Below are 25424 nucleotides of genomic sequence, written 5' to 3' on the forward strand. Positions count from 1 at the left end.
TCTTCGCTGTTTCGATGTTGCGCAGCTCTCATTGACAAGATGAATCCCAGCTGCACTGCATCGGTTTTAAAGTGATTCAACACTATTAGTTACTCCATAAGATATTGTGATAATCATGACAGCCGCATACAAAAAAGCCGTCCACTATTAATAGCAAACGGCTTTTCTTATCTAAAGTCGTATTACAAACATTGTGTTAGGCCAAAACCTCAACTAACTCACCCTTAACCATATGCGGACTGACAAAGTCAGTAATACGGACGCTAACGAGTTTACCAAGCAGCTCATCCTTTTGCGCTTCCTCAAACGGGAACATCACGGTGCGGGTATTGTCCGCCGTACCTAGCAAGCAATCAGGATGTCGATCCGCTACTTGTTCAACCAAGACGCGAGTGGTGGTACCGACCATTTCACGGGTCTTTTGTAGGGTTGAGTCGATAATCACCTTTTGAAACTCTGCCAAGCGCTCTTTTTTGGTAGTGAAGCTAACATCATCAGGCAGCTCAGCAGCTGGCGTGCCTGGACGCTTGGAATAAATAAAGCTGTACGAGTGATCGAAGTTTAATTCTTTTGCTAAGTTCAAGGTATCTTGGAAGTCCTGATCGGTCTCACCAGGGAAGCCAATAATAAAGTCGCTCGACAAGTGAATATCAGGGCGAATGGCTTTTAGCTTGTTAATCTGATCAATATATACATCGATCGTATGATTGCGTTTCATCGCCGCTAAAATAGCATTTGAGCCACTTTGAACTGGCAGATGTAAGTGCGAGACCAGCTCAGGCAATTGCGCATAAGCATCGATAATATCATCAGTGAACTCGAGCGGGTGGCTAGTGGTATAGCGGATACGTTCCACACCGTCGACGTGCGAGACATAATGCAATAGCTCGGCAAAGCGGCAAATACTACCATCATCTTTTTCGCCGCGATAGCCATTGACGTTCTGACCTAATAGATTGATTTCGCGTACGCCTTGTTCGGCAAGATTGTCAATCTCAGCAAGTACATCATCTAATGGACGCGATAACTCTTCACCGCGCGTATATGGCACCACGCAAAATGAGCAATATTTTGAGCAGCCTTCCATGATAGAGACAAAGGCTTTATAGCCTTCGACTTTAGGCTCAGGCAAGAAGTCAAATTTCTCAATGCTAGGAAACGAGATATCGATTGTGCCGATACGGTTTTTGGGCGCGATACCTTTTTGCTCATTAGACTGATCATACAGCTCTGGCAGACGGTGCAAGGTCTGCGGCCCAAATACCATATCGACATACGGCGCGCGTTTTTGGATGTTATCGCCTTCTTGTGAAGCTACGCAGCCGCCAACACCAATGACTAAGTCAGGACGTTTTTCTTTCAATTTACGCCAGCGGCCCAGCTCTGAAAATACTTTTTCTTGCGCTTTTTCGCGAATAGAGCAAGTATTCATCAAGAGCACATCAGCCTCATCAATATCATGAGTGACTTGCATACCGTGCGAATCGCCGAGCACGTCGAGCATTTTGTCAGAGTCATAGACATTCATCTGACAGCCCTGAGTGGTGACAAAGACTTTTTTGACAGGAGCGGCCGCAGAATGGGACTCTTCAAGCGCTGTTGCTGCTTGCGCAGCAAGGGTCGTTTCAGCAGTAGAGCTCGTATCGGTAGTATCGATACGCGGGTCAAATACAGTAACACTCATAACAAGACGTCCATGGTTAAACAGATTGGCAGGCTAAGCGCTGAAGACGAGACGCTGCAGACCAAGCACTAAAGATAAGGCGCGTATTTTATCATAATCAGTCTGTAAAGTGAAAAATAAGCATCAACGAATGTCATTCATCTACCAAATTATTTATAATAGTATCAATCGCTTATCATTTGCTCATCAATGACTCGTTATTGTCTAATGACTCAGAACTGGAGCAAGAGTGCCCGCTTGTCATTATGTATTGTCACTATGTACGGTCACTATGCTTGTCATTGTGTACTGCTGATACGCGCTGCTAGTATGCGTTATAAAAGACGAGTAATATCATTTTGTTGTTACTGGGTACTATCCTGATTAGAGACAAATGGTAAAGTGATTGGTTGAAAGTTAACCAAATATAGTATGATCAATAGTATGATAAGTGCACTTATCGCAGCGCTAAGCATCAAATCGCTATACACAAGCCGCTAATTCACCTGATACTCATTTACTTGATACCAATTTACCTGATACTGAAGAATATAAAGAGAGTCCGTATGACAAAATTGCGCGTTACTCATAACAGCAAAGAGAAAACCACTACTAAGCACACTCTAAATTTACAGTTATTGAAGAGCGTCAAAAACAGTAAGCTGCGAGTGAGTGCGCTGAGCTTAGCGACTGCTATAGGGGCGCTTGGAGTATCACAAGTGGCTTGTGCTGAGCTGACTTGGGGAGACGGCGAGAGCTTTGAGCAAGGAGGCAGCTACTATTCAGGCAACAGCTATCAGCAGGGTAGTAGTGGTGTAGACTATTTTAATGCTGCCGCACAAGCGGAGAATAGAGGCGATATCAGTGCTTTGTTCAACTATGAGCAGCTGATGAGTGGTAGTCTGTTTGCCATGTACCCGACTTATTGGCGAATGAATTTGGATCTCAATTCACAAAGTTCAGCGGCTATCTCGCAGTTTGTACGTCAATACCCAGGCAGTGTTATGGCCGAAAAGCTCGTCGCTGATTTTGCAGAGACCAAAGCCGGCGCTAATGATTATGCTTCCGTCCGTCAAGTGGCTAATCTGATTACTAATGCCGATAGGTCAGAGCGCTGCGCCATTGCCCTTGGGTTCAATAATGGCGGCGATACGATGCGCGCGCTGAGCGAGAAGTCTGACGTTTGGCTAACCACCAAAAAACAGCCTGCGCTATGTGATCAGCTAGCGATGGAGATGAATAATCACGCGCTTATTAGTAATAGCGATCGGGCCTCAAGACTAAAACGTATGCTGCGTGTCGGCAAGACTGGCGATATTATGGCGCTATCCTCACGCTTAGGTACGCCTATTCCTTATTCAGCTTTAAGCGAGATTCAGCTTAACCCTTCCTCGTTTCTTAGCCGATTCACTAAAGAGCCTAACAGTCAAATTAATCAATACCTTTATCTATATGCGATAGGCCGCCTTGCCGATAAGTCTTACCGCGAAGCGGCGATGCAGTTAGATTTTGATATCAAGCAAGACAATCAGCGCCGCGCTCGCTTATTAAACGATGACACGCGCCGCTACGCTTATCGCATTATTGGTGTCAAGCGTATGAACTATAATACCGATGATGGCTTTAATAGTGAGGCGGTAGATTGGTTCCGTAAGAGTCTGGACGATGATTTTAACTTTGAAGAAGCCGAAGATTATGCGATGGCTGCTATTCGTTTTAGTCGCTGGGATGATGTCGCTGAGGCGATCTCTCAGATGGATAGCGAGACCCAAAGATCCAATATATGGCAGTATTGGCTCGCGCGCGCTTATGAGCAATCAAGCGATGCCAATAAGCGTACTACTGCCAAACGTATGTATCAGCAGCTAGCAAAAAGTAATGACTACTACGGGCTAATGGCCAAAGACAAAATCGGCCAGCGCTTCGATGCCAGCCTTTTGGGCGGCAATAACTTGCCTAATATTAGCAGCGCTGATCGCGCACGCGTGATGCAAGAGCCAAGTTTTGCACGCGCTTTTGCACTGTATAATTCAGACGCCAATCGCTCGTTTGCCAATCGCGAATGGAACTGGGCGGTCAAGCAGGCTCGTGACAATCGTGATGATAGTCTGATCATTGCCGCGGCGCGCGTAGCGCATGATATGGGCTGGCTCGATCGCGCGATTTATGCCATCGATAATGCCGATAGAGTAGACAGCTTGGCACTATCGCATCCGATGCCGCACCAAAGCGCGGTGGTACGCTATAGCCGAGAGGCGGGCATTGATCCGGCGTGGGCTTACGGCATTATGCGTCAAGAGAGCCGCTTTGTGACCTCAGCGCGCTCGAACGTTGGCGCTAGTGGTTTGATGCAAGTCATGCCTGATACGGCTAAATACATCGCGCGCAATCTAGGCGAGACTTATAGTGCTAGCCGCGCCAATAGCGGCGATACTAATATCCGCTATGGCACTTGGTATATGGGCGATATCTTGGGTAAGCTCAACTATCAGCCTGTACTGGCAACCGCAGGTTATAATGCTGGTCCTAACAATGCCAAGCGCTGGCAGCCGGTTTATGGCTCGCTCGCTGCAGATCAGTATGTTGAGTCTATCGCTTATCCCGAAACTCGCAATTACGTCAAGCACGTGATGGAAAATGCCACTATCTATAGTAGCTTACTAGGTCGTCCGCAGCCGATTACTGATCGTATGGGATCGGTGCCCGCAGCTTTTTAACAGCCTCAGGGCTGCGCAATAGCGTTTGACGTGGTTAGTAGTGCATCTTTATAGCAAAAGCCATCAGCAAGTAGTGTTGATGGCTTTTTTTTAATCTTTTTAGGATATTAATGTATTAAAAATAAAGGTTCAGATAAGGTTTTATCAGGCCGCGTTATCCTTTGCTATATCAAGGGATAGAAGTTTTTAAAGTTGATTTACGTTTTTGCTATAGAGTAAACAAAGTGTTTTGGTAGTATTAGACTAATCTGTCTACATGTTATAGATTACTAGCTCTTTATTTAGTTAGCGTCCAAAAACAGAACGATAACTATAGGCTATTTTTATACCTGCTTCTACTGTTCGATAACTGTATATACCCTTTTGACTATGATAAATAAATATATAAATTTTATAAAGTATCAAGCGAACAGTCGTCAATCGTCTGTTTGGTTCCGAGTGTCTGCTACCTCAGCCAAGCTAGCGGGTCTAATGCTATTACCTAGCGTCTTTATGGCCCCTGCGCAAGCAGCAAGCGCAGTCAAAAGTGGTCAGCGGGTACTCATGGTTGAGATGACCCCAGCGTTATGTAATCTACAGCCAACGCGCGCGCGGATGCGTCAATGTTTAGAAGGCTATTCTTTTACCATATCTGGGCTAGATTTGGGCTATGGTGAGCGCTGTGGCCGCGGTAGTGAGCCGCGTCTAAGTCCTCTACAGCTCAAAGTCGTCAACCGCATTATGCCGGACACGACAGTGCGCAGCCAAGCATGGCATCGCTATGGGACTTGTAGTCCGCTGAGTGCGAACAGTTATTTTCGTCAAATTATTAACTATGCCGGAGACCTAAAGCTGCCCAGTGAACTGACAACAGGTAATAGCTATACAGTGTCCAAATCAAGCTTTCTTAAACAGATGATAAGACTTAATCGTGGTATGAGCTCATCTGACATCGATCTGATCTGCCAAGCAGGCAGTCGCCGCCAATCGATTTTGACTGATATCAATGTCTGCTATGAAGGCAGTAATTTTGCCAGTTGTAGCAATGTCATCGACAGCTGCGACAAAAAATTTATCATCTCAGGAGGTCAGTAATAGATCGCGTAGATAAGGATATAGAGCAGACCGCTCGGTGCGCCCGACAAATATAAAAATGCAATAGAATAGACAGCACGACTATGGTTAAAAAGTGCTTTGCTATGGTGTTAAAAGCTTTTTCTGAGCATATTTTAGAGTGTGTTTTTAATTAAGCAGTCGCCTTTTCTATAAAACTCTTATCCGTATTCATTTGCTACTCTATTCATTTTAAATTGATTTTTGGGCGCTATCGAGTATTAGCGCTTAATTTGGTCCTATTATAGATGTTTACTTTGGTCGCTCATACTATAATAGTACGCGCATAAAATGTAACAATATAGCGCGCAAATCTTATACTCGCCTGCTATTGTTCCTAGACGGTTCCCTAAACGAGGTGCTACACTAGCTCTCGTTTTATGCGCCTTTTGCATAAAAGCCGTGTTTAATTCGAGCCGTTGTGACTGAAAAAGCGACTACTTAATAAAGATATTGTCGAACAAGATACTGTCTAATAATCAATTGGAGAATACTCTATGAAACAGCCTGTACGTATTGCCGTCACTGGCGCTGCTGGTAATATCAGCTATGCTATGCTATTCCGTATTGCTTCTGGTGAGATGCTAGGTAAAGATCAGCCGGTTATTTTGAATTTACTTGAAATCACTCCAGCACTTGACGCCCTAAAGGGTGTAGTTATGGAGCTACAAGACTGTGCTTTTCCGTTATTAGTAGATATCGTGCAAACTGACGATGCCAAAGTTGCTTTTAAAGATGTGAGTTATGCTTTATTAGTAGGCTCGCGTCCACGTGGCCCAGGTATGGAGCGTAAAGACTTACTAGAAGCTAACGCTGCTATCTTCTCAGCACAAGGTAAAGCGTTAAATGAAGTGGCTAAGCGTGATGTTAAAGTCCTAGTCGTTGGTAACCCAGCGAACACTAACGCCGTTATCGCTCAGCGTAATGCACCGGATCTAGATCCACGTAACTTCACCGCGATGACGCGCTTAGATCACAACCGCGCTATTGCTCAATTGGCCGAAAAGACCGAGAGCACTGTCAACGATGTGAAAAAGATGATCATCTGGGGTAACCATTCGTCAACTCAGTATCCAGATCTAACCGCTTGTACTGTCAATGGTAAGCCTGCGTTAGACTTAGTCGATCGCGACTGGTACGAAAACACGTATATCCCAGAAGTACAAAAACGCGGCGCAGCAATTATTAAAGCGCGCGGTGCCTCTTCAGCTGCGTCAGCTGCTAATGCAGCGATTGACCATATCCGCACTTGGGTTATGGGCACAGATGGCGACGATTGGGTCTCTATGGCGGTCTACTCTAACGGCGAATACGGCGTTGCCAAAGGCTTGATCTACTCGTTCCCTTGTACTTGCAGCAATGGTGACTGGTCTATCGTTGAAGACGTTGATGTCTCAGCAGAGTTCTCAAAAGAGAAAATGGCTGCCACTGAGCAAGAGCTAAGCGAAGAGCGTGACGCAGTATCTCACTTACTGCCATAAGCACAATGGGATTAAGTGCTAATTAAAGATACAAAAGCCTTGCTTGTATAGCAGGGCTTTTTTTTGCCTGCTCCGTTAACACAACTGGTAAGCTTAGATAAACTTTGACTAACAGCTTTTATCAGTAGGCTTGCTACAATAAAGACGTTCGCTAAAAAGCATTAAAAAAGCACTAGAAAATAAGTCAGATAATAAATAACCCTGTTAAAGCTTATATTAACGTTAAGGAGAAGCAGTATGTTAGGTGAAGTCGATTACAATATGAATGAACTATTCGCTCAGTTAGGTCTGGATAATTCAGATGAAGCGATTGACAAATTTATCGCTGATAATCAGTTAGGCAAAGATGAGAAGCTAGTAGAGGCTGACATCTGGACCGACAGTCAGCGTATGTTCTTAAAAGAAGAATGGAAAAAAGACGCCGCTTGGGTAGAGGTTATTGATGAATTAAATGTGCGTTTGCATCCTGATGCTTAGTCGTTAGAGCTTTCATTAGTTAGCACGTAATAAGTCATATATCAAAAAGCCACTTTAATAATAAAGTGGCTTTTTTAGTGGAAAGGTGACACGCGCAAATCTTGTTAATTTAACTGCTGCTCTCGCCAAGCAAGCAGGTCAGTCACGTCTTGATGAATGCCTTGCTTTAGAGCGGCTAAACCCTCATAGTTACGCTCGCCGTGCAAGTAGTGCAAAAAGCGCACCTGCAAGCTCTCACCATATAAGTCGCCTTGAAACTGCGGAAAATGCACTTCTAAGCGCCATTCTTGTTCTTTAGTCACTGAAGGCCGAGTACCGATACTTGCGGTACCAAATAGACTATGCTCTCGTAGTCCTGCTACGCCCATTTGCCCTTCTTCTGCAAGAGCGCTCAGTCCATCTGCTACGATATTGCCTTGTTTATCAAGACGGACCACGTCGACTGCAAAGATACCGTGTAAGGCAGGCTTTATCCGAGACAGCTCAATATTAGCAGTCGGAAAATCCATAGTGCGGCCGATTTTATCACCGCCAACGACTTGGCCCATAATCGTATAATCGCGGCCTAATAAGCGATTGGCTGCATCAATATCACCGGCTAATAGCAAGTCGCGTACGCGGGTTGAGCTGATGCGATCATCTTGCTGCTCTTCATCTGTGACGGTTTGCAGGTCGATGACTTGTAGGCCATAGTTCTGCAAAAACTGACTGTCACCGGTGCGATCATGACCAAAGCGAAAGTCATCGCCTAAAACAAGCGCTTGTACGTTTAAGCGTTTCGCTAATAGGTCGGCAAAAGCAGTAGCTGACAGCGCGCGAAAATCACTATCGAAGCCAGCTACAATTAACGTATCTACTCCAAAATCCGCTAGCAGCGCTTGTTTTTCTGCTAAAGTAGTCAGGCGCGCAGGGGCCTTTTGCGGGGCAAAAAACTCTCGCGGCTGCGGCTCAAATATCATCACCGCTGCGCTCAGGTTTTGCTCATCAGCTAAGGCACGTACCTTTGCCAGCATCGCTTGATGACCTAAATGCACGCCATCAAAATTGCCAATGGTTAGGACGCAAGGCGCTAAGTCAGTCGCTTTAACACTGTCATTAACAATATAAGGCGGTGCAATCAGTTGTTCTAAATAATAGGTATTCATAATTTACAGCTATGATAGGAGCGGTTGAATAAAAGACACAGGTCATGAATCTAAGAGCATAAAAGACGTCAAGGGCTGCCATTATAAAGTAAAATAGCCAAACTCACACTGCAAACTATAGACCACAACCTATCCTATTAGGAGCGCTATGTTAGACAATGTCACCCGTCGTCACCAGCAGACGACTACCACTTCATTAGCCCCAATTGCACTAAATGATAAGTTTGCTGTAGGGCGCGCTAGTCTCAATGACCTAACGGCTATATTAGATATCTATAATCAAAGTATCGCCGGCAAACAAGCGACCGCTCAATTGGCACCTGTCACTAGTGCTGAGCGTGCCAGTTGGTTCGATGAGCATCTCAATGATCCCAAACGGCCCATTTATGTGGTCACTACAACATCAGCTGACTCGCCAGAGGTGATTGTCGCTTGGGGCAGCTTTAGCGATTTATACGCGCGTACCGCCTACCATATCAGTAGCGAGGTCAGTATTTATCTGCATCGCGATTATCACAGGCAAGGCTTAGGCCGCTTATTGATCGAGTGGATGCTCACTCAAGCGCCAAGTCTCGGTATTCACAATGTCGTGGCGCTAATCTTCGCTCATAATACGCCAAGCCTAACCTTGTTTCGTAAGCTTGGCTTTGAGCAATGGGGCTATATGCCGCAAGTTTGCGATATGCAAGGCTTTATCGCCGATGTAGTCATGCTCGGTATCGCGATTGACAATAATGTCAGTGAAACCTCGATCTCAGCGAAACAATAGCTGCAACGAATAGTTGCCAACCGTTGTTTTAGTCGCTAAACCAAACTAGCCCAAAATCTTCCACTGACCGTTGACTTTGCGGAGCTGATACGTCAAAGGCGCAGGCTCGTCTTGGCCTTTGAGCCGCAGCTCACCTGTAATAGTCGCTTTGGTGTTATCAGCATTATATTGAGTATCGGTGATAGTCACACTCTCGACTGTCTGCTGAAACGCGCTTTGGGTATTGGCAAGCTCTTGCTCAAAGTTTGCCATATCGACCTGATAGTAGCCGGCGGCATCTTCGACATCACCGTAATATAAAGTGTCTAAGGCTTGTTTGACGGTATCCTCTGGAGTATTGGGCTCAGTAGGGTTAGTGACTAGGCTTGGCTGATCAGGAGCTGTAGTCACAGGAGTAATATTACTGCTTGGCATACTCGTCTCATTCGTGGCATCGCTATCGAGAACGAGCGTATCGTCATCGGTCGCAGCGTCATCTGCCATAATACCATCATCTTTAGCCGCTACAGCTTCTTCCACTGGACCATTGCTATTAGTAACGACTGTCTGTTCGCTATTATCTTCGCTTATTTGTACTTCATTACTGTCATTATTACTACAGCCAGTAAGCAGTAGACTGGCTGTCAATAAACCTGTCACCAGTACTAGTGGTTTTGATACGAGAGGGGTTGTCATGGTAGACCTCAACATAGGTTAATATAGGGTTTTAGTACATCAATCATTATGACGATTCTGCCTAGTATTGACAAACGCTACTTATGGCAGCGCTGCGCCTCAAGTTAACCGTGCTTAAGCTGACGCGGACGAAACCCAGTTATGAGTAAGACCACACCATAAACCACGGCACCAATCATGCAAATAATCAGTAGCGCTACCAGTCGGCGCCACTGTGCCGAATCCGTTGGAAAGTAGGGCAGCATCAGATAGAGCGCTGCAACCATAGCGCTAGTTGCGATAATAAACTGCGCAAATAGCTTTTTCCAATGGCTATCAAAACGGAAAATACCACGCTTATGTAAGAAGTAATATAGTAAGCCGGCGTTAACAAAAGCGGCACCCGTCGTTGCTAGGGCAAGGCCACCATGCAAAGGAAGCTCAAAGAAGTAAAAAATACCAATAAACAGCACGCTAAATATCATATTGGCAAACACCGATACAATACCGATTTTGACCGGAGTCTTGACGTCTTGACGAGCAAAAAACGCGGGTGCAAAGATTTTGATCAGCATAAAGCCTAAAATACCGCCGGCCATACTGCGTAGCGCTAGACCGCTCATCTCAGCATCACGCAATAAGAACTCACCGCGTAAAAACAGCGCTTGCATCATCACATCAGAGAGGACAAATAGTGCCGCGGCGGCCGGCAGACCTACTAGGATGATGAGACGCGCCGCCCAGTCGATGGTCTTTTTAAAGGTAACATCGTCCTTTTTAGCTTCACTAGCAGAGAGACTAGGCAAAATAACCGTGCCAATCGCCACGCCAATCAGTCCTAATGGTAGCTCACTCATACGTTCAGCGGCATACAGCCAAGAGACGGAGCCGCCGATCATTAGCGAGGCAAAGACGGTATTGAGTAATAAATTAATCTGGGTAACCGATACGCCAAAGATAGCGGGCAGCATCAGCTTTAAGATACGCTTGACGCCTTCGTGCCTAAAGTCGACTTTCGGCGCGACCAGCAGCTTTTGTTGCCAGAGCTGCGGCAGCTGAATTAAAAACTGCAATAGTCCGGCGATAGCCACCGCGTAGCCTAAAGCCATGATGGGCGTGTCAAACATCGGCGCAAATATCAAGGCCGCGCCAATCATACAAAGGTTTAATAATACAGGCGCAAAGGCGGGAGCGGCGAAGCGTCCATAACTTTGTAGAATACCGCTAGCAAAAGCGGTCATCGAGATAAACAGAAGATAGGGAAAGGTGAGACGGAGCAAGTCAGCAGTGACCGCAAACTTATCAGGCTGATCGGCAAAGCCTGGCGCAAATAAGGTCACCACCCAAGGCGCTAATAAAATCACCACTACTGTCAACATCGACAAAATCAGCAGCAAAGCCCCAGAGGTGCGACTGACCAAGAGTTGTACTTGTTGCAGATTGTACTTCTCTTTATACTCAGAAAGCACTGGCACAAAAGCTTGGCTAAAAGCGCCTTCAGCGAATAGACGTCGCAGAAAATTTGGAATTTTGAACGCCACCAAAAACGCATCCATTAAGCCGCCGGCACCAAACACGCCTAGCAGCACTATGTCACGTACTAAACCCAAAACCCGTGATAGCATGGTCATGCTGCTGACGACCATTGTGGAGCGGAACAAGCGACTTTTTGCCATGAGAACCTTTTTTGTTTGCTGATGAATATAAGAAGGTCAAAAATTGACGGATTATAGCATTTTAAGACGCTTGATAAATGGATTGACTGTAAAATCTAGTCTATTATCAAAGCATTATTACTCATCGAGCTTGTTGGCTATCATTGAGCGCAGTCGTGCCCAGTCAAAATAGTCACCCGGATCGGTTTTACGACCTGGAGCGATATCGCTGTGTCCTGTTAAGTGCCGGCGGGTTTTGGGATAAGCTTTGTATAGCGCCGTGATGACTGCGCTTAAGACCTGATACTGAATATCGGTAAAAGCAATAAAGTCTGAGCCTTCAAGCTCAATGCCGATGCTATAGTCGTTACACTCAGGACGGCCTAAGTAGCTTGACCTGCCGGCATGCCAGGCACGCTCATTGAAGTTGACAAACTGAGTGATAGCGCCATCGCGCTCAATAAACAGATGCGCCGATACTTCAGCGCCTTTGATCGTTTGAAAGTAGGGGTGGGCATCCCAGTCGAGGGTATTGGTAAATAGTGCTTTGACATAATGTAGGCCATTGCTGTCAGTCTGAGCAAACTCATTGGGCGGCAAGCTAATATTATGAATGACAATCGTATCGATATAAGGACTTGGATCACTATCACTGCTATGAGGTTGAGTAGGTCGGTCATTTTTATTGGGCGAGCTCAGCCATGCGGCAGAGGATAATTGACCATTAGCAATAGTCATCGGCGTGGTGGACATAGTAGTCTCTGTTATAATGAGAAAAGGATATAAAAAATCAACGATAAAGTCAGCTCGTAAAGAGCCATTTGATTATAAAAATTTATGGTGAATAGTCAATTCAAGATGACATATCATACACGCTAGCTAAACGAAAGATAAGCGCACGCTTATCATCAGCAAACATTGATAACTGGTTATAAAGCGTTAATAAAGCAAAATACGAGAGACTAATCCATGTCTATAAATCATAATGTTAAAGCTAGTGTGAAAGCTGCAGTTTATCATTCAAGATATCTAACCAAGACAGCTCGCCTGCCGCTTGCGGTTGTTGGGGTGTTATTGAGCGCGCAAGTATCCGCTTTTCTACCGACACCATCGTCAGTTGTCGAGGGTGACGCACTATTAGCGGACGCCGCGCGCGCGGATAATATGATTGCTGCAGCTAAAGCAGCATCTACGCTCACATCACGCTCAGTCGCAGTGACCAGTGTTCGCCCTAGCGCTACTCTTAGCTTAGTAACTAAAGCCGCCAACACTGCTAGCACTAACAGCTTAGTGGCTGATAAACAAAATAAAAGCGCAAACCTAGCAGCAGAGCAATTATTAGCAACTTGGCGTCAGCAAGCCGCTACGCAAAATTTGGCTCAGCATAAAAGCTGGCGCCGGCTGCTTTATTTTCTTGATGATAAAAAGGGACTGTTTACTAAGGCCAAAAACCAAAGCACTATCAATGATCCTACGTTTTTTTTAACTGCTAATGGCAATAAAGACTCAGCCGCTGAGCTTGACGCGACGCTTGTCGCCTTAGCGAAGCAAATCACTATGCCAAACCGCGCCGCCGCTACGAATGACTCGGTTATATGCCGCTTTCCGGCGCGCGTAAACTGGCTAGCTGAGCAGTTAGATATCGATAAGTCGTCTCTACAGGCCGACTGTCCAGAGCTAAAAGAGTGGATGGCGATGCTGGCGCCTGAGCAGTTATCTATTATGTTTGCCGAAGAGTATTTGGACAATCCCATCTCAGCTTTTGCTCATACGCTACTGCGTATCGACTCCAAAGCGAGCGCCGCTAATTTTACCCAAATCAATCACGCTTACGCCTTGAATGATACTGTCGATGGCGATCCCGATGATCCTTTTGTGCTTTATGCTATCAAATCGATCAGTGGCGGTTATGATAATCGCATTGAGATTGACCCCTATCCTGAGAAGCTTGCTAAGTATCTCAAAGACGATGAGCGTGATACTTGGACTTACCGGCTGGATTTGACGCCAGCGGAAGTACAGCAAATCATCGCCCATGTTTGGGAGACCAAAGATTTAGAGATCCCTTATTATTTTACCACTGACAACTGTTCTTCTGAGATACTGCGCCTGATCGATGTGGTGCGTCCGCAGCAAAGCCTCTTAGCTCAGCTGCCTTACGTGGTCGTGCCTTCTGATGTGATCAAGCTGCTTAATGATGAAAGCCTGCTAGCTAGTCGTCGTTATACCCCAGCAGATAGTAGCGTTAGGCAAGCGCAGCTTAATCAGGCCAAACGTTCGGCCAAACTTGGCTACACAACGCTTAGTAAAGATGAGATTAATAGTATTAAGTCAGAGACGGTCAATTCAGCATCCAGTATGTCAGCCGACGAGCAAACGCTATCGATGTTGCCGATTGCTACAGCGGATAACGACCCGATAGATCGTCATCGGCTGCAGCGCACTCATATCGGCACCGGTCAACGCGGCGATAATAATTATATCGAGATCGGCATGCGTGCAGGCTTTCACGATACTCTTGATCGGCCAAGCGGCTATCCGCAGTTTTTTGATTTAGAAGGGCTTAAAGCTTCGCTACGGATATATGATACTGAAGACGACAATGTCAATAATGACCGAATTGAACTGCAGAATTTTACTTTGTTTCGGGGGCGCTCATTTAATCCGGACAATGCTGCCAAAAAAGGTCAGACCTGGGGCGCTAGCATAGAGGCCACGCAAATCAACGATGGCTCGCAGCAAGATGGCGCGGCGCATTTAGTTGGTAGTGCTACTTTTGAGTACGGTAAGTCCTGGGTATTTGGGCAGCCGCCTGCTGTAGATGCTGACAGCGGCAAGCTGACAGGGGAGATGCCGCAGCAGTTATGCTATACCTTAGCGACAGGAGCGCTACAAGGTGGCCGCGGTATCAATAAGGGTTATCGTGTTGGCGCTGGTGTCAATGCGGGCTGTCGTTACCAGATTAACAATCGCTTACGCGCGCAAGCTGAACTGCAATTACCATATTGGTATCATGGCAGCAGCGATAGCGCTGAGGTACGCGGTCACTATTGGCAGCCGATCAGCACTATCGGCATGCATTATGATATCGACAAAAACCAAGCGCTACGTATAAAGGCCAGCTACGATTGGCAAGACCGCGTTGAAGATAATGACGATATCCAACTGTCTTATATGCGCTATTTTTAAGTGCTGTCAGCAATAGTAGTGGCAAGAAACTATGCCAAAAAAAAACTATGCCAAAAAAAACTATGCCAAAAAAAGGAGACGCTATGAGTACGCAAAATTTGCTGGTTATTGGTCAAGGTGATATCGGTCTACCCGTCACCAATCAACTTGCTACAGACGGCGTATCTGTGACGGGCCTTGCTCGCAGTAAGCGCGAGCATTATGATTTGCATGATCGTGCTCAGTTTATGCAAGCCGATGCTTTGCACTTGACGAGCGATCAGCTACAAACGTTTAGCGCGATCGCCATTATTGTCACTCCTGATGAGTATTCCGCTAGCGGCTATAGCGCCAGTTATTTAGCCATTTGTAAGCATTTAGCGTCTTTAGCTGATAAGTTACCTCAGCTTAAGCGTGTAGTTTTTATCTCCTCAACAGGCGTTTATGGACAAAATAATGGCGAGTGGATTGATGAGCATACCGCGCCTATAGAGCCTGAGCGTGAGGCCTCCAAGATAATCTTGCAAGCAGAGCGAGCACTACAGCAAGGATTTAATGATAAAGCTATCATTATTCGCCCAAGCGGTATCTATGGCCGCGAGCGCCTGATGCGCGTGCGAAAAGCGCGCGAATTAAATAAAGAGGCCGTTGCCGCTGAGCATTGGAGCAATCGCATTATGGATCGCGATTTGGTGACGATTATTGCTAAAGTGCTAACCTTAGAGACCACAGATACTGAGCAAGCAAAGCTATTAAAGCCGCTTTATATCGCAACTGATTATCTACCTGTGACCACACTTGAGCTTGATGCGTGGCTTAGTAACAAGTTAGGCGCAGCCGCTGCTAAGAGGGATGATAATAAAAGACTAACTACCGGTAAGCGCTTGCACAGCAATATTCCGTTAACTTGGCTCAGCTATCCTGATTGGCAAACTGGTTATAATGATATTTTGCAGCATCTATAAAAGTAATTTTTTCATCTATTCAACTTCAATGTAACTCAACTGTTTGGAGCCGCTATGACCCAGCCATTTACTTCTGATACTCGTTTACCGAATGCTTTGATTAGTGGGGCACAAGGTAAGCTTGCAGATAGTAATGCTGAGGCCGCGCAGACTGCAAGCTGCGAGCAGCCAGCTATCGTCCATCCTAACTTTGACCCTAAGCAGACACCACTTGATCCCGCCCGTCCATTGAGCGATATTCCAGAGCCTGCACGAAGAGTCAATGGCCAGCTGCACAGGTTTTATGGTAAGTCAGCGCATTTTCGCGCGCCAAAAACGCAGTCATTATCTAAGTGGCAATTGATGGCCTCAAAACCGTTTGCAGAGCATTTATCGCTACTCAGCGCAGCTAAGCTGATAGAACTGCCGGACAGCTTTTATCGCCGTTATCCTAAGCAGGGCTGTTATCCTAAGCAAAATAGTGACCAAGCCGTATCACCATCATCGGCTAACCGTTTACTGTCGCCCCTAGATGAGATGGTTTTGCTGGATATGGCAGATATTCAAGACGCTATTACTCGTTATCCCAAGCTTAGTCGTTATGGGTTTTTAGCAGAGCACTCATTTTCAAATGAGGGTTTAAATACAGCTTCAAAACCTGCTGCTTCACTACGCACCTTGGTCAAGCGTTATAATCCTGATGAGCTGCTTAGCAGTTTATATGCCGATGACTGGCAAGTGATTTTGCAGCCACAAGATTTTGAATTGGGTGAGGGCAGCTTAGCAACAGACATTATGGCCTGTAGTGTGGCGGTGCACGCTTTAAAACAATGCGCAACTCGTAAAAGTATCAATAAAAGCTATAGCGCTGAGCAAATTTGTCACTATGTGCGCAGCTATTTGTTAAGCCAGCTTTATCATGCGCCGGCTAGCCGTTATCATTATCGGCAGATCCGCTTATTTGCCGGTCATATTATTGTCGCCGCGCATTATTTAGGCTGGGAAATCCAAGTCAGTCACGATGGCCAAGCGCATTTTAATATCTCATCGCGCTGTGGTCTGTTGACTCGCTATGCCAATATGAACGACTATATGATTAACGGCTGGTCAAGCTAGCTTTATCTACCGACTTGCCGTTGACCACTTTTTTATTATGTTTAACGATTATCTATTAAGCAGTTATTACTAATTACCTAACACTAAAACAGGAATGCTCATGCCCGTTGCCAACGCCCCTGCACAACATACTACGCAAGCCTCTTTTTCAGCCCAGCAGTTTATCGAACTAGCCCTCGAGAACAAAGTGCTAAAATTTGGCGAATTTGTGCTCAAATCAGGACGAATTAGTCCTTATTTTTTTAATGCTGGATTGCTAGCATCAGGTGAGATGTTGTCATTATTGGCTCGAGGGTATGCTGATGCTTTGGTTGAGCAAATGGCGACACATAACACAGACAGTAGTGACACAGATAACGGCGATAACAGGTTAGTTATTTTCGGCGCCGCTTATAAAGGCATTCCGTTTGTGGCTGCGACTGCGCAAGCGTTATGGCTGCATCATGGTATCAACGCAGATTGGGGTTATAATCGCAAAGAGGTCAAAACGCATGGCGAGGGCGGCAATCTAGTCGGCGCTGAGGTACAAGGTAAAGCCGTTTGGATCCTCGATGACGTGATTACTGCCGGCACGGCAATGCGAGAAGTAGTAGAGATTTTGCAGCAGGCAGGCGCTAGCGTTGCTGGTATCCTTGTCGCCCTAGACCGTAAAGAAAAAGGCCAAAACGAGCAGTCCGCTATTCAAGAGTTGGCAGCCAATTTACAAGTGCCGGTACGCGCTTTAGTCGATATTGATGATTTGATCGGTTATCTGGCTGATGACCATGGCACCCAAAACAGCCAGCATAAAGACGCGACCCAACTTGCAAAAATGCAGCATTATCGCGAGCAGTATGGCGTTTAGCGTTTGCGCTTAAACACCTATCTAAACAATAACAAAAATAGTGAGCCCTATTATGAGTAACGACAAGCAAAAAGCGGACAAATCCTTAAATATACTGGTCATCATGGATCCTATTGAGCGAGTCAATTATAAAAAAGATACCAGCCTTGCAATGATGTGGGCGGCGCAAGATCGCGGCCATACGTTAGGCTATTGTCAGGTTTACGACTTATGGCTAGACCGAGGTCAGCTGATGATAGATTCGCAGCCCGTCACGGTATACCGCGACCCCGAGAATTTTTATAGTCTAGGCGAGAAGACGACGGCTACGGTTAAGGATTATGATGTTATCTTGATGCGTAAAGATCCACCCTTCGATATGCGCTTTATTTATGCCACCTATATGCTCGATCACGCCAAAGCGGCTGGCGTGCTAGTCGTCAACGACCCGCAAGCGATTCGCGATTGTAACGAAAAGCTATTTGCCACTTGGTTTAGCGAATATATGAGCCCGACGATTGTCAGCAGCAAACAAGCTCATATTCGTAAGTTTATCGCAGAGCAGCAAGACGTCATCGTCAAGCCGCTAGACGGTATGGGCGGCACTGGTATCTTCCGTTTGACCGCTGATAGCGCTAATATTGGCGTGACTTTAGAGATACTAACAGAGCTTGAGACCCTACCTATCATGGCGCAGCGCTATTTACCAGAGATTAAGGAAGGCGATAAGCGCGTACTGATCGTTGATGGTGAAGTGGTCGATTACTGCTTAGCGCGCATCCCGGTCAAAGGGGAGACTCGTGGTAATCTAGCCGCTGGCGGTAGCGGTGTAGCAATGCCATTGACCGACACCGAGCGCGAAGTGGCGCTAGCAGTTGCGCCTATCGTCAAACAAAAAGGGCTGATGTTTGTGGGCTTAGATTTGATCGGCGGTCGTATCACCGAGATTAATGTCACAAGCCCGACTTGTGTACGCGAAATCGATGATCAATGCGGCACCGATATCGGTACTGATTTCATCATCGCGGTAGAACAAAAAGTAATAGCATAGTAGCGAAACACGCCTAAATTATAAGTGCTTAAAGTAAGCTGTTTTAGTGATAAAAAGTACTATATATGAGCGCGCGATTTCCTCTATACTAGGCAAATTTTAGTCAGCTGCTGTTGTAGCTTTATAGATATTACCAAAATAGATAGGCAGGCGTGCATGAAGACTCCGCATATATTAATGATGGCTGCTGGTACTGGCGGCCATGTGTTTCCAGCGCTCGCCGTAAGCGAAGAGTTGGCTCAGCGCGGCGCCGTTATCCACTGGTTAGGTACGCCAAATGGTATGGAAAATGGTTTGGTTAAGCCGCTTAACTATCCGTTTCATGCTATTGATATGCAAGGACTGCGCGGCAAAGGCATCGGCCGCTTATTAAAATTACCAGTGACTCTACTATCCGCGACGATGGCGGCAATGAAAGTCATTCGTAGCAATCAGATCGATATGGTCGTAGGCTTTGGCGGTTACGTGACTGCTCCTGGTGGTATTGCCGCGCGTATGACCGGCACACCGCTTATTATCCATGAGCAAAATGCTATCGCTGGTATGAGTAACCGTTATTTGGCTAAGATGGCGAATAAGGTGTTGCAAGCTTTTGAGGATACTTTTGCGCACAGTCAAACCAGCCCCAAGCTGGAGACGGTGGGCAATCCGGTACGTAATACCATCACGGGAGTGGCAGCTCCTACTGAGCGTTATGATATTCATGATGATTCGCCGTTACGCCTGTTAGTCGTTGGCGGCTCTTTGGGCGCGCAAGTGCTCAATGATAATGTCCCTAAAGCCCTAGCTCTGATAGACAAGCCTTTTGCGGTGCGCCATCAATGTGGTCGTAATAATGAGTCAGCCACTCAAGCAGCATACGACAATGAGGATTTGAGCCGTCATAGTACGCAAGTTCAGCCGTTTATCGATAATATGGCCGCCGCTTACAACTGGGCGGATGTGATTGTTTGTCGCGCAGGCGCGCTTACGGTGACTGAGATTCAAAACGTTGGTATCCCTGCCATATTTGTACCGCTGCCACATGCTGTCGATGATCATCAGACTGCCAATGCGCGCACGCTAACCGAGCATGGCGCTGCTATTTTATTGCCGCAGTCTGAGCTGACGCCGGAGCGCTTGCGTGTGGAGCTGGCAGTGCTTGACCGAGCTAAATGTTTAGAGATGGCAGAAAAAGGTCATGCGCTTGCCAACCGCAGTGCTACTGAGCAAGTTGCTGATATTATTTGGCAGTCGTTGTAAGTCTGCCAGCCTTCTGACCTGTTTTCATTACAGACTTTTAGCCGTTTTAGTCTTCTAAAATATTTATATTTAATTTTTCTATTGAGAACCTTTTATGTCTACCTCTACTAAAGCTCTGCCGAAACGCCTAATTGAGATTCCAGAGATGCGCCGTATTCAGCATCTACATTTTGTTGGTATTGGCGGCTCAGGGATGTGCGGTATCGCTGAGGTGATGCATAATCAAGGCTATCAAGTCAGCGGTTCTGACATCAACGACAGTCTAGTGACTCAGCGTTTACAGAGTATTGGTATCGAGATATTTATCGGTCATGACTCAAAAAACATCTCTAATACCGATGTGGTCGTGGTGTCATCCGCGATTGATCGTAGCAACCCTGAGATTGAGGCGGCGCTAAAAGCCCGTCTGCCAGTGGTCCGCCGCGCTGATATGCTCGGTGAGCTGATGCGCTATCGTCATGGTATCGCGGTCGCAGGCGCGCATGGTAAGACTACAACGACTAGTTTGCTGACGATGATGATGGCTGAGGCGCAGCTAGATCCTACTTATGTGATCGGCGGTAAGCTCAACGCGTCAGGCAAGAACGCCGCGCTTGGCAGCAGTCGTTTCTTGATTGCTGAAGCTGACGAATCGGATGCGTCGTTTTTGACGCTGCATCCGATGTCGGCTATCGTCACCAATATCGATCAAGATCATATGGAGACTTACGAGAATAGCTTCGATAAACTTAAAGCCGCCTACATTCAGTTTTTACAGAACATGCCTTTTTATGGCTTAGCAGTCGTTTGCGGTGATGATGCTGAGTTATATGCCATGATAGATGATATTAGCCGCCCAGTACTGACTTTTGGACTTGAACCTTTTAACGATGTACAAGCGATCGATGTGGTAGCACAAGGCACTAAGACCCACTTTACCGTATTGCGCCGCGACCATGAGCCCCTGCGTTTAACCCTTAATATCCCAGGAATTCATAACGTCTATAATGCGCTTGCTGCCATTACGATGGCCACTGATGAAGGCGTGGATGATGACGCTATCAAACGTGCCCTACAGAAGTTCGCTGGCGTCGGCCGTCGTTTTGAACAGCATGAAGCGGTCACCCTTGGTGATGGCGATGTGTTATTAATTGACGATTATGGTCATCATCCCAAAGAAGTCGATGCCACGATCAAAGCCGCTCGCCAAAGCTTTCCTGAGCGCCGTTTGGTCATGATGTTCCAGCCGCATCGTTATAGCCGTACTCGCGACTGTTTCGATGATTTTGTGGAAGTGCTCTCTGCTGTCGATGAGCTACTATTATTAGAGGTGTACTCTGCAGGCGAGAACCATATCAATGGCGCAGACACCAAGTCGCTAGCTCGTAGTATTCGTCTGCGCGGTGAAGTGGAACCGACCATCGTTGACAAAAACAATATTGCGCCAGTGATGCAGCGTTTGTTAAAAGCCAACGATATGCTGATCACCCAAGGCGCAGGTAATGTTGGGCAGATTGCGGTTGAATTGGCTGCGAATCAATTGTACTTAAAATAGCTTCTGGAAGAGTTTGCTCTACCGTTATAGAGCGCCTCGCTTAGCCGTCAAAAGAACGTTAGGAGTTCATATATGAACCGTCAAAACAACCAAAGCCTCAGCCAAGACAGCAACGAGCACAGACAACAAGACAATATAGAAAACCCGGAACCGGCACTAGCAGCCGCTCAGAGCGAGCAGGAGAGCGATGATAAGCCAGCGTTGGGTAGTGGACAAATGAATAATAATGAAGCTTCCAGCAAGGATTCACAAGTCAAAGACGCCAGTGTGTTTGGTAAAGTTGCAGTGGTATATGGCGGCAACAGTAATGAGCGCACGGTTTCTTTAGATAGCGGTGCCGCAGTACTACAAGCGCTACAGAATCAAGGCGTTGATGCCGAGCATTTTGATCCAAAAGATCAAGATATCACTGAGCTGCGTGCTTATGACCGTGTGTTCAATGTGCTGCATGGTCGCGGCGGCGAAGATGGGCTCTTGCAAGGCGTATTGCAGTGGTTGGATATCCCGCAAACAGGTTCTGGCGTATTGGCTTCTGCGCTGGGTATGGACAAGGTGCGTACTAAGCAGCTGTGGCAAGGCTGTGGTCTGTCGACAGCGCCGTTTTCATTACTGACTGCGGATACCGACTGGCAGCAAGTGGTCAATATGCTCGGTCTGCCTTTGATTATAAAGCCAGTGCACGAAGGCTCTAGCATCGGCATGACGAAGGTCAATCATTTAGATGAGCTACCAGCAGCCTATGCTACTGCGGTTCAGTGCGGTGACGCGGTGATGGCTGAGCGCTGGATTACCGGCCGCGAATTCACTATCGTAATCATCGATGATGAAGCTTATCCGGTCATTCGCTTAGAGCCTGCTGATATTAGCAATTTTTATGATTTTGAAGCCAAGTACAATCGCAACGATACCAGCTACTATATCCCTTGCGGTTTAAGTGCTCATGATGAACAGCACTTACAAGAGCTAAGCTTAGCCGCTTTTCGAGCGGTAGATGCCAAAGGTTGGGGGCGTATCGACGCCATGCAAGATAATAATGGCAGTTTTTGGTTACTTGAGATCAATACGGTGCCAGGTATGACCAGTCATAGTTTAGTGCCTATGGCAGCCCAAGCGCGCGGTATGGATTTTGAGAGCTTATGCTGGCATATTTTGTCCCAGACATTGTAGAGTGTTGGGTTCTAGGTAATCTAAGCGAATCAGGGGCGATAACGTGGTCTAAGCTTGCTATAGCATAGCTTAGTGTAAACTTGTGTAAATTCAACACTCACAACTCGGGTTAGGCTATTGTTTCACTAGAAAATACGTTAATATTGCAGTGATTGTGTTGTTTTTGCTAGGATTGTCGGATTTTAACCTTAGTAGTACTCAATCACGTAGCCAATAACTGTGCTTTTATAAACCACGTTAAAATAACTTTATAAACGAACGGTCTATTGACGCATGTTGCCCCAGTAGCTAGTAAAATTAAATGCATATTAAGTGTAAAATCAATCAAGTATATGGACGGATGCAATTATGGCTCAAACTGTCGATGATGTGGCTGAGCTCATGGATAGTAAAGCGGATCGTCCAAAAAGAAGCTTACCACTTCCAAATTCGGCTAAATACTTTTTTACAGCTATTGTCGTTGCGCTATTATTATTGATATTAGCGATGGGCGCTAAGGCTTTACGTGATGCGCCGCCTGCTACCATACAAGTCAGCTCACAAGGTCTGAGTCCGGTCCAGTATCAAAGCTTACAGCAAACGATGAGTCGGCAAACCGTTAGTAGCTTTTTTACCAATGATTTGCAGTCCCTACGTGATATTGCCATGAGACTTGCTTGGGTCGATCAGGTCAGTGTGACTCGTGATTGGCAACGCGGAATTGTAATTACCGCGCTACCAAAGCAAGCGATCGCTAATTTTGGTACTGAGCGACTAGTAGATGCTAAAGGCGAGGTGTTTGTCCCTGTTGATAATAACGACTTGCGCCAACCTCAGTTCGCAACTTTACAAGGCGATATCGAGCAAGCACCGGTCATCATGCAGCAAATGCAGCAGATTAACGACTGGTATGCGCCGCTCGAGATGCAAGTTGAAGATATTATTTTGACCCCGCGTATGACTTGGTTGGTGCGTTTTGATACTGGTCTACGAGTGATTGTAGATAATGAAAACACTGCTCAGAAATTACTGAGCCTAAGCCAGTTATTAGCCGCGCAACTGCACGACCGCCGTGATGAGATGCAGTCGGTAGATTTACGCTACAAGAACGGCTTCACTATAGCGTGGAATGTGAGACAAGAGTCTGATACAGCTAGTACCGATAGCGCTGCGAATCTTTAGCTTATATTTTATTCATCTTTGTGAAAAGGATCTTTACTTTAGAGACATCTAAAGGATAATTTAACGAAACTCGTTAGATAGATTGCTTCGCAAGTACTTTTTAATAATTAATGGGGATGTTAAATCGTTCCCTGATTAGCGATAATTTGTCTGGTAACATGAAAAATACTGAAAACCTCGTTGTTGTCCATCTAAGCGCCACTGCAGTTTATGCTGTGATTGGCAGTGTTGTCTCTGCAAAAGACATCCGTATCATGGGTATCGGCCAAGTCAAAAACAACGACTTCTATCAAGGTCGAATCAAGCATCGCGAACGTCTACAAGGTGCGATAAAGCAAGCCATTCAAGAAGCAGAAGATACCGCAAACTGCCGTGTGCATAGCGTTTGGCTGACTTTAGCGACTCCTGAGCTACTCAGTAAAAACAGTACCGGACAGGTCGATGTTGAAGAGGATGTGGTACTGGCCAAAGACATGGTACAAGCCTTGTCCAACGCAAAAGCTAAAGACCTGCCTTCTGATTATTATCTCATGCACTGCTGTCAGCAAGGTATCTATATCGACGATATGGACTCTATGGTCGATGATGCTATCGAGATGGTTGCCAAAAACATCACTGTGCTTTATCACATGATGATGATGCCAGTGGCCAGTCGCCAAAACATCCAAAAACTACTGCAAAGCTGTGATGTCGGTATCGACCATATCGTCTTTGACGCCGTTACTAGTGCCGAGTACAGTTTGATGAGTGAGGAGCGTCAGCAGGGCGTTTGCTTGGTCAATATCGGCGCAAGTACCACAAGTATTTGCGTCTATAAAGAAAACAAGCTTATCTTTACTCATTGTATCGCGAGCGGCAGTCATGAAGTCACTATGGATATCTCAGCCGATGTAGGCATCTCAATGATAGAAGCTGAGAGACTCAAGAAGTCTCATGGTACTGTCGATACCAATAGCATAGACCCTAGCGCCTTCTTTTTGTTTAAGCCACAAGGTTCAAATGATGAGATCAATATCGGTATTTATAATTTAGCCCGTATTATTGAGGCGCGATTTATTCAGATATTTACCGAAGTGGCGCGCCAGCTCCATGAGGCGGATTTGATAGGTTTTATTGATCGCGGTATCGTCCTGACAGGCGGCGGCAGTACGATTAAAGGTATGGTGCCATTTGCCAAAAAATTATTGAAAATGCCAGTCGTCATGAGTAATACTCATCCGGCAATCAGTGCTTTTAACCATTTTGACAATGAAGATACCTTTAAACAGCTCAATGCTCAGATTAACGATCGCGCTTATCATACAGCTTTTGGCGCTTTGTTATATAGTCAGAGCGAGCAGTTTCGTCATAGCGAACAAAGCGAGCCTGAAGCTATTCAAGAGAGCCGAGTAAAAGGCACCTTCCAAAGAGTCGGTCAGCGTTTTACTAACATCTTCAAAAAAATACTATGATAGTTGAAAAAGATAGTTTGAAAACGAAACTAAGCTATACTTATTTTATTTAAATACATTTATATATAGTCCGTCGATATGACAGAACCTGCCTGCACTATGACGTGTCGACCC

At 46.0% G+C, this 25424-nt stretch carries 20 protein-coding genes; 15 read left to right on the forward strand and 5 right to left on the reverse strand.

The genetic code is table 11. The annotated features are described in order from the left end of the window. Window positions 1-196 precede the first annotated feature (196 nt). On the reverse strand, window positions 197-1684 hold the full coding sequence (gene miaB / locus I3248_RS07725; protein WP_201601655.1) for a tRNA (N6-isopentenyl adenosine(37)-C2)-methylthiotransferase MiaB: 1488 nt from the start codon (window positions 1682-1684) through the stop codon (window positions 197-199). Between the two features lie 545 nt (window positions 1685-2229). On the opposite strand from miaB, the gene I3248_RS07730 reads away from it, so the two are divergent. The 4 genes from I3248_RS07730 (at window position 2230) to I3248_RS07745 (ending at window position 7430) form a co-directional block, all read left to right on the forward strand. Continuing rightward, window positions 2230-4380: a lytic transglycosylase domain-containing protein gene (locus I3248_RS07730; protein ID WP_238063190.1), complete on the forward strand. Its 2151-nt coding sequence runs from the start codon at window positions 2230-2232 to the stop codon at window positions 4378-4380. A 438-nt stretch (window positions 4381-4818) separates the two neighbouring features. Continuing rightward, window positions 4819-5454, forward strand: coding sequence for a hypothetical protein (locus tag I3248_RS07735; protein WP_238063191.1), 636 nt, complete (start codon window positions 4819-4821; stop codon window positions 5452-5454). Window positions 5455-5969: 515 nt separating this feature from the next. After that, on the forward strand, window positions 5970-6953 hold the full coding sequence (locus I3248_RS07740; protein ID WP_025644683.1) for a malate dehydrogenase: 984 nt from the start codon (window positions 5970-5972) through the stop codon (window positions 6951-6953). 237 nt (window positions 6954-7190) lie between these two features. Further along, entirely contained in the window at window positions 7191-7430 is a 240-nt protein-coding gene (locus I3248_RS07745) for a DUF2789 domain-containing protein (RefSeq protein ID WP_025644681.1), read from the forward strand. Window positions 7431-7534: 104 nt separating this feature from the next. On the opposite strand, the gene ribF is transcribed toward I3248_RS07745, so the two are convergent. Continuing rightward, window positions 7535-8575 (reverse strand): bifunctional riboflavin kinase/FAD synthetase, encoded by a 1041-nt coding sequence (gene ribF / locus I3248_RS07750; RefSeq protein ID WP_238063192.1) that lies wholly within the window; start codon window positions 8573-8575, stop codon window positions 7535-7537. Window positions 8576-8723: 148 nt separating this feature from the next. Between ribF and I3248_RS07755 the strand changes: the two genes are divergently transcribed. Then, on the forward strand, window positions 8724-9344 hold the full coding sequence (locus I3248_RS07755; RefSeq protein WP_238063193.1) for a GNAT family N-acetyltransferase: 621 nt from the start codon (window positions 8724-8726) through the stop codon (window positions 9342-9344). 45 nt (window positions 9345-9389) lie between these two features. Here I3248_RS07755 and I3248_RS07760 read toward each other — a convergent pair whose 3' ends face one another. The 3 genes from I3248_RS07760 to ampD form a co-directional block, all read right to left on the reverse strand. Further along, window positions 9390-10019: a hypothetical protein gene (locus tag I3248_RS07760; protein ID WP_238063194.1), complete on the reverse strand. Its 630-nt coding sequence runs from the start codon at window positions 10017-10019 to the stop codon at window positions 9390-9392. 104 nt (window positions 10020-10123) lie between these two features. Further along, a complete protein-coding gene (gene murJ / locus I3248_RS07765) occupies window positions 10124-11674 on the reverse strand; it encodes a murein biosynthesis integral membrane protein MurJ (protein WP_238063195.1) in 1551 nt (516 codons plus the stop codon). Between the two features lie 117 nt (window positions 11675-11791). Beyond that, window positions 11792-12406 carry a 1,6-anhydro-N-acetylmuramyl-L-alanine amidase AmpD gene (gene ampD, locus I3248_RS07770; protein WP_201559231.1) on the reverse strand — a complete coding sequence of 205 codons (615 nt, stop codon included), beginning with the start codon at window positions 12404-12406 and terminating at the stop codon, window positions 11792-11794. Between the two features lie 216 nt (window positions 12407-12622). On the opposite strand from ampD, the gene I3248_RS07775 reads away from it, so the two are divergent. The 10 genes from I3248_RS07775 (at window position 12623) to ftsA (ending at window position 25310) form a co-directional block, all read left to right on the forward strand. Further along, complete coding sequence (locus I3248_RS07775; protein WP_238063196.1) at window positions 12623-14842, forward strand: DUF4105 domain-containing protein; 2220 nt, start codon at window positions 12623-12625, stop codon at window positions 14840-14842. 83 nt (window positions 14843-14925) lie between these two features. Continuing rightward, complete coding sequence (locus I3248_RS07780; protein WP_238063197.1) at window positions 14926-15786, forward strand: SDR family oxidoreductase; 861 nt, start codon at window positions 14926-14928, stop codon at window positions 15784-15786. A 54-nt stretch (window positions 15787-15840) separates the two neighbouring features. After that, complete coding sequence (locus tag I3248_RS07785; protein WP_238063198.1) at window positions 15841-16881, forward strand: hypothetical protein; 1041 nt, start codon at window positions 15841-15843, stop codon at window positions 16879-16881. A 100-nt stretch (window positions 16882-16981) separates the two neighbouring features. Continuing rightward, entirely contained in the window at window positions 16982-17725 is a 744-nt protein-coding gene (gene pyrE / locus I3248_RS07790) for an orotate phosphoribosyltransferase (RefSeq protein ID WP_025644663.1), read from the forward strand. A 52-nt stretch (window positions 17726-17777) separates the two neighbouring features. Then, complete coding sequence (gshB, locus tag I3248_RS07795) at window positions 17778-18755, forward strand: glutathione synthase (protein WP_238063199.1); 978 nt, start codon at window positions 17778-17780, stop codon at window positions 18753-18755. Between the two features lie 156 nt (window positions 18756-18911). After that, window positions 18912-19997: an undecaprenyldiphospho-muramoylpentapeptide beta-N-acetylglucosaminyltransferase gene (gene murG / locus I3248_RS07800; protein WP_238063200.1), complete on the forward strand. Its 1086-nt coding sequence runs from the start codon at window positions 18912-18914 to the stop codon at window positions 19995-19997. 94 nt (window positions 19998-20091) lie between these two features. Then, the gene (gene murC / locus I3248_RS07805; protein WP_238063201.1) at window positions 20092-21531 is read left to right on the forward strand and encodes a UDP-N-acetylmuramate--L-alanine ligase; all 1440 of its coding nucleotides are present in this window, start codon (window positions 20092-20094) and stop codon (window positions 21529-21531) included. Window positions 21532-21747: 216 nt separating this feature from the next. Next, entirely contained in the window at window positions 21748-22698 is a 951-nt protein-coding gene (locus I3248_RS07810; protein WP_227675519.1) for a D-alanine--D-alanine ligase, read from the forward strand. 348 nt (window positions 22699-23046) lie between these two features. Further along, a complete protein-coding gene (locus I3248_RS07815) occupies window positions 23047-23859 on the forward strand; it encodes a cell division protein FtsQ/DivIB (protein WP_025644653.1) in 813 nt (270 codons plus the stop codon). A gap of 116 nt (window positions 23860-23975) precedes the next feature. After that, complete coding sequence (gene ftsA, locus I3248_RS07820; RefSeq protein WP_238063202.1) at window positions 23976-25310, forward strand: cell division protein FtsA; 1335 nt, start codon at window positions 23976-23978, stop codon at window positions 25308-25310. The last annotated feature ends 114 nt before the right edge of the window (window positions 25311-25424 follow it).

Origin of the sequence: Psychrobacter sp. Ps3 (genome assembly GCF_022129275.1) — a bacterium.
GTDB lineage: Bacteria > Pseudomonadota > Gammaproteobacteria > Pseudomonadales > Moraxellaceae > Psychrobacter > Psychrobacter submarinus.

Bases quoted from the DNA above. Each gene is read 5' to 3' on its own strand.
- I3248_RS07775 (WP_238063196.1), top strand. From the start codon at position 12,623: ATGTCTATAAATCATAATGTTAAAGCTAGTGTGAAAGCTGCAGTTTAT.
- pyrE (WP_025644663.1), top strand. From the start codon at position 16,982: ATGCCCGTTGCCAACGCCCCTGCACAACATACTACGCAAGCCTCTTTT.
- I3248_RS07810 (WP_227675519.1), top strand. From the start codon at position 21,748: ATGAATAATAATGAAGCTTCCAGCAAGGATTCACAAGTCAAAGACGCC.
- murJ (WP_238063195.1), bottom strand. From the start codon at position 11,674: ATGGCAAAAAGTCGCTTGTTCCGCTCCACAATGGTCGTCAGCAGCATG.
- murG (WP_238063200.1), top strand. From the start codon at position 18,912: ATGAAGACTCCGCATATATTAATGATGGCTGCTGGTACTGGCGGCCAT.
- I3248_RS07760 (WP_238063194.1), bottom strand. From the start codon at position 10,019: ATGACAACCCCTCTCGTATCAAAACCACTAGTACTGGTGACAGGTTTA.
- murC (WP_238063201.1), top strand. From the start codon at position 20,092: ATGTCTACCTCTACTAAAGCTCTGCCGAAACGCCTAATTGAGATTCCA.
- ftsA (WP_238063202.1), top strand. From the start codon at position 23,976: ATGTTAAATCGTTCCCTGATTAGCGATAATTTGTCTGGTAACATGAAA.
- miaB (WP_201601655.1), bottom strand. From the start codon at position 1,684: ATGAGTGTTACTGTATTTGACCCGCGTATCGATACTACCGATACGAGC.
- I3248_RS07815 (WP_025644653.1), top strand. From the start codon at position 23,047: ATGGCTCAAACTGTCGATGATGTGGCTGAGCTCATGGATAGTAAAGCG.
- I3248_RS07755 (WP_238063193.1), top strand. From the start codon at position 8,724: ATGTTAGACAATGTCACCCGTCGTCACCAGCAGACGACTACCACTTCA.
- I3248_RS07745 (WP_025644681.1), top strand. From the start codon at position 7,191: ATGTTAGGTGAAGTCGATTACAATATGAATGAACTATTCGCTCAGTTA.
- ribF (WP_238063192.1), bottom strand. From the start codon at position 8,575: ATGAATACCTATTATTTAGAACAACTGATTGCACCGCCTTATATTGTT.
- I3248_RS07730 (WP_238063190.1), top strand. From the start codon at position 2,230: ATGACAAAATTGCGCGTTACTCATAACAGCAAAGAGAAAACCACTACT.
- gshB (WP_238063199.1), top strand. From the start codon at position 17,778: ATGAGTAACGACAAGCAAAAAGCGGACAAATCCTTAAATATACTGGTC.
- I3248_RS07780 (WP_238063197.1), top strand. From the start codon at position 14,926: ATGAGTACGCAAAATTTGCTGGTTATTGGTCAAGGTGATATCGGTCTA.
- I3248_RS07740 (WP_025644683.1), top strand. From the start codon at position 5,970: ATGAAACAGCCTGTACGTATTGCCGTCACTGGCGCTGCTGGTAATATC.
- ampD (WP_201559231.1), bottom strand. From the start codon at position 12,406: ATGTCCACCACGCCGATGACTATTGCTAATGGTCAATTATCCTCTGCC.
- I3248_RS07785 (WP_238063198.1), top strand. From the start codon at position 15,841: ATGACCCAGCCATTTACTTCTGATACTCGTTTACCGAATGCTTTGATT.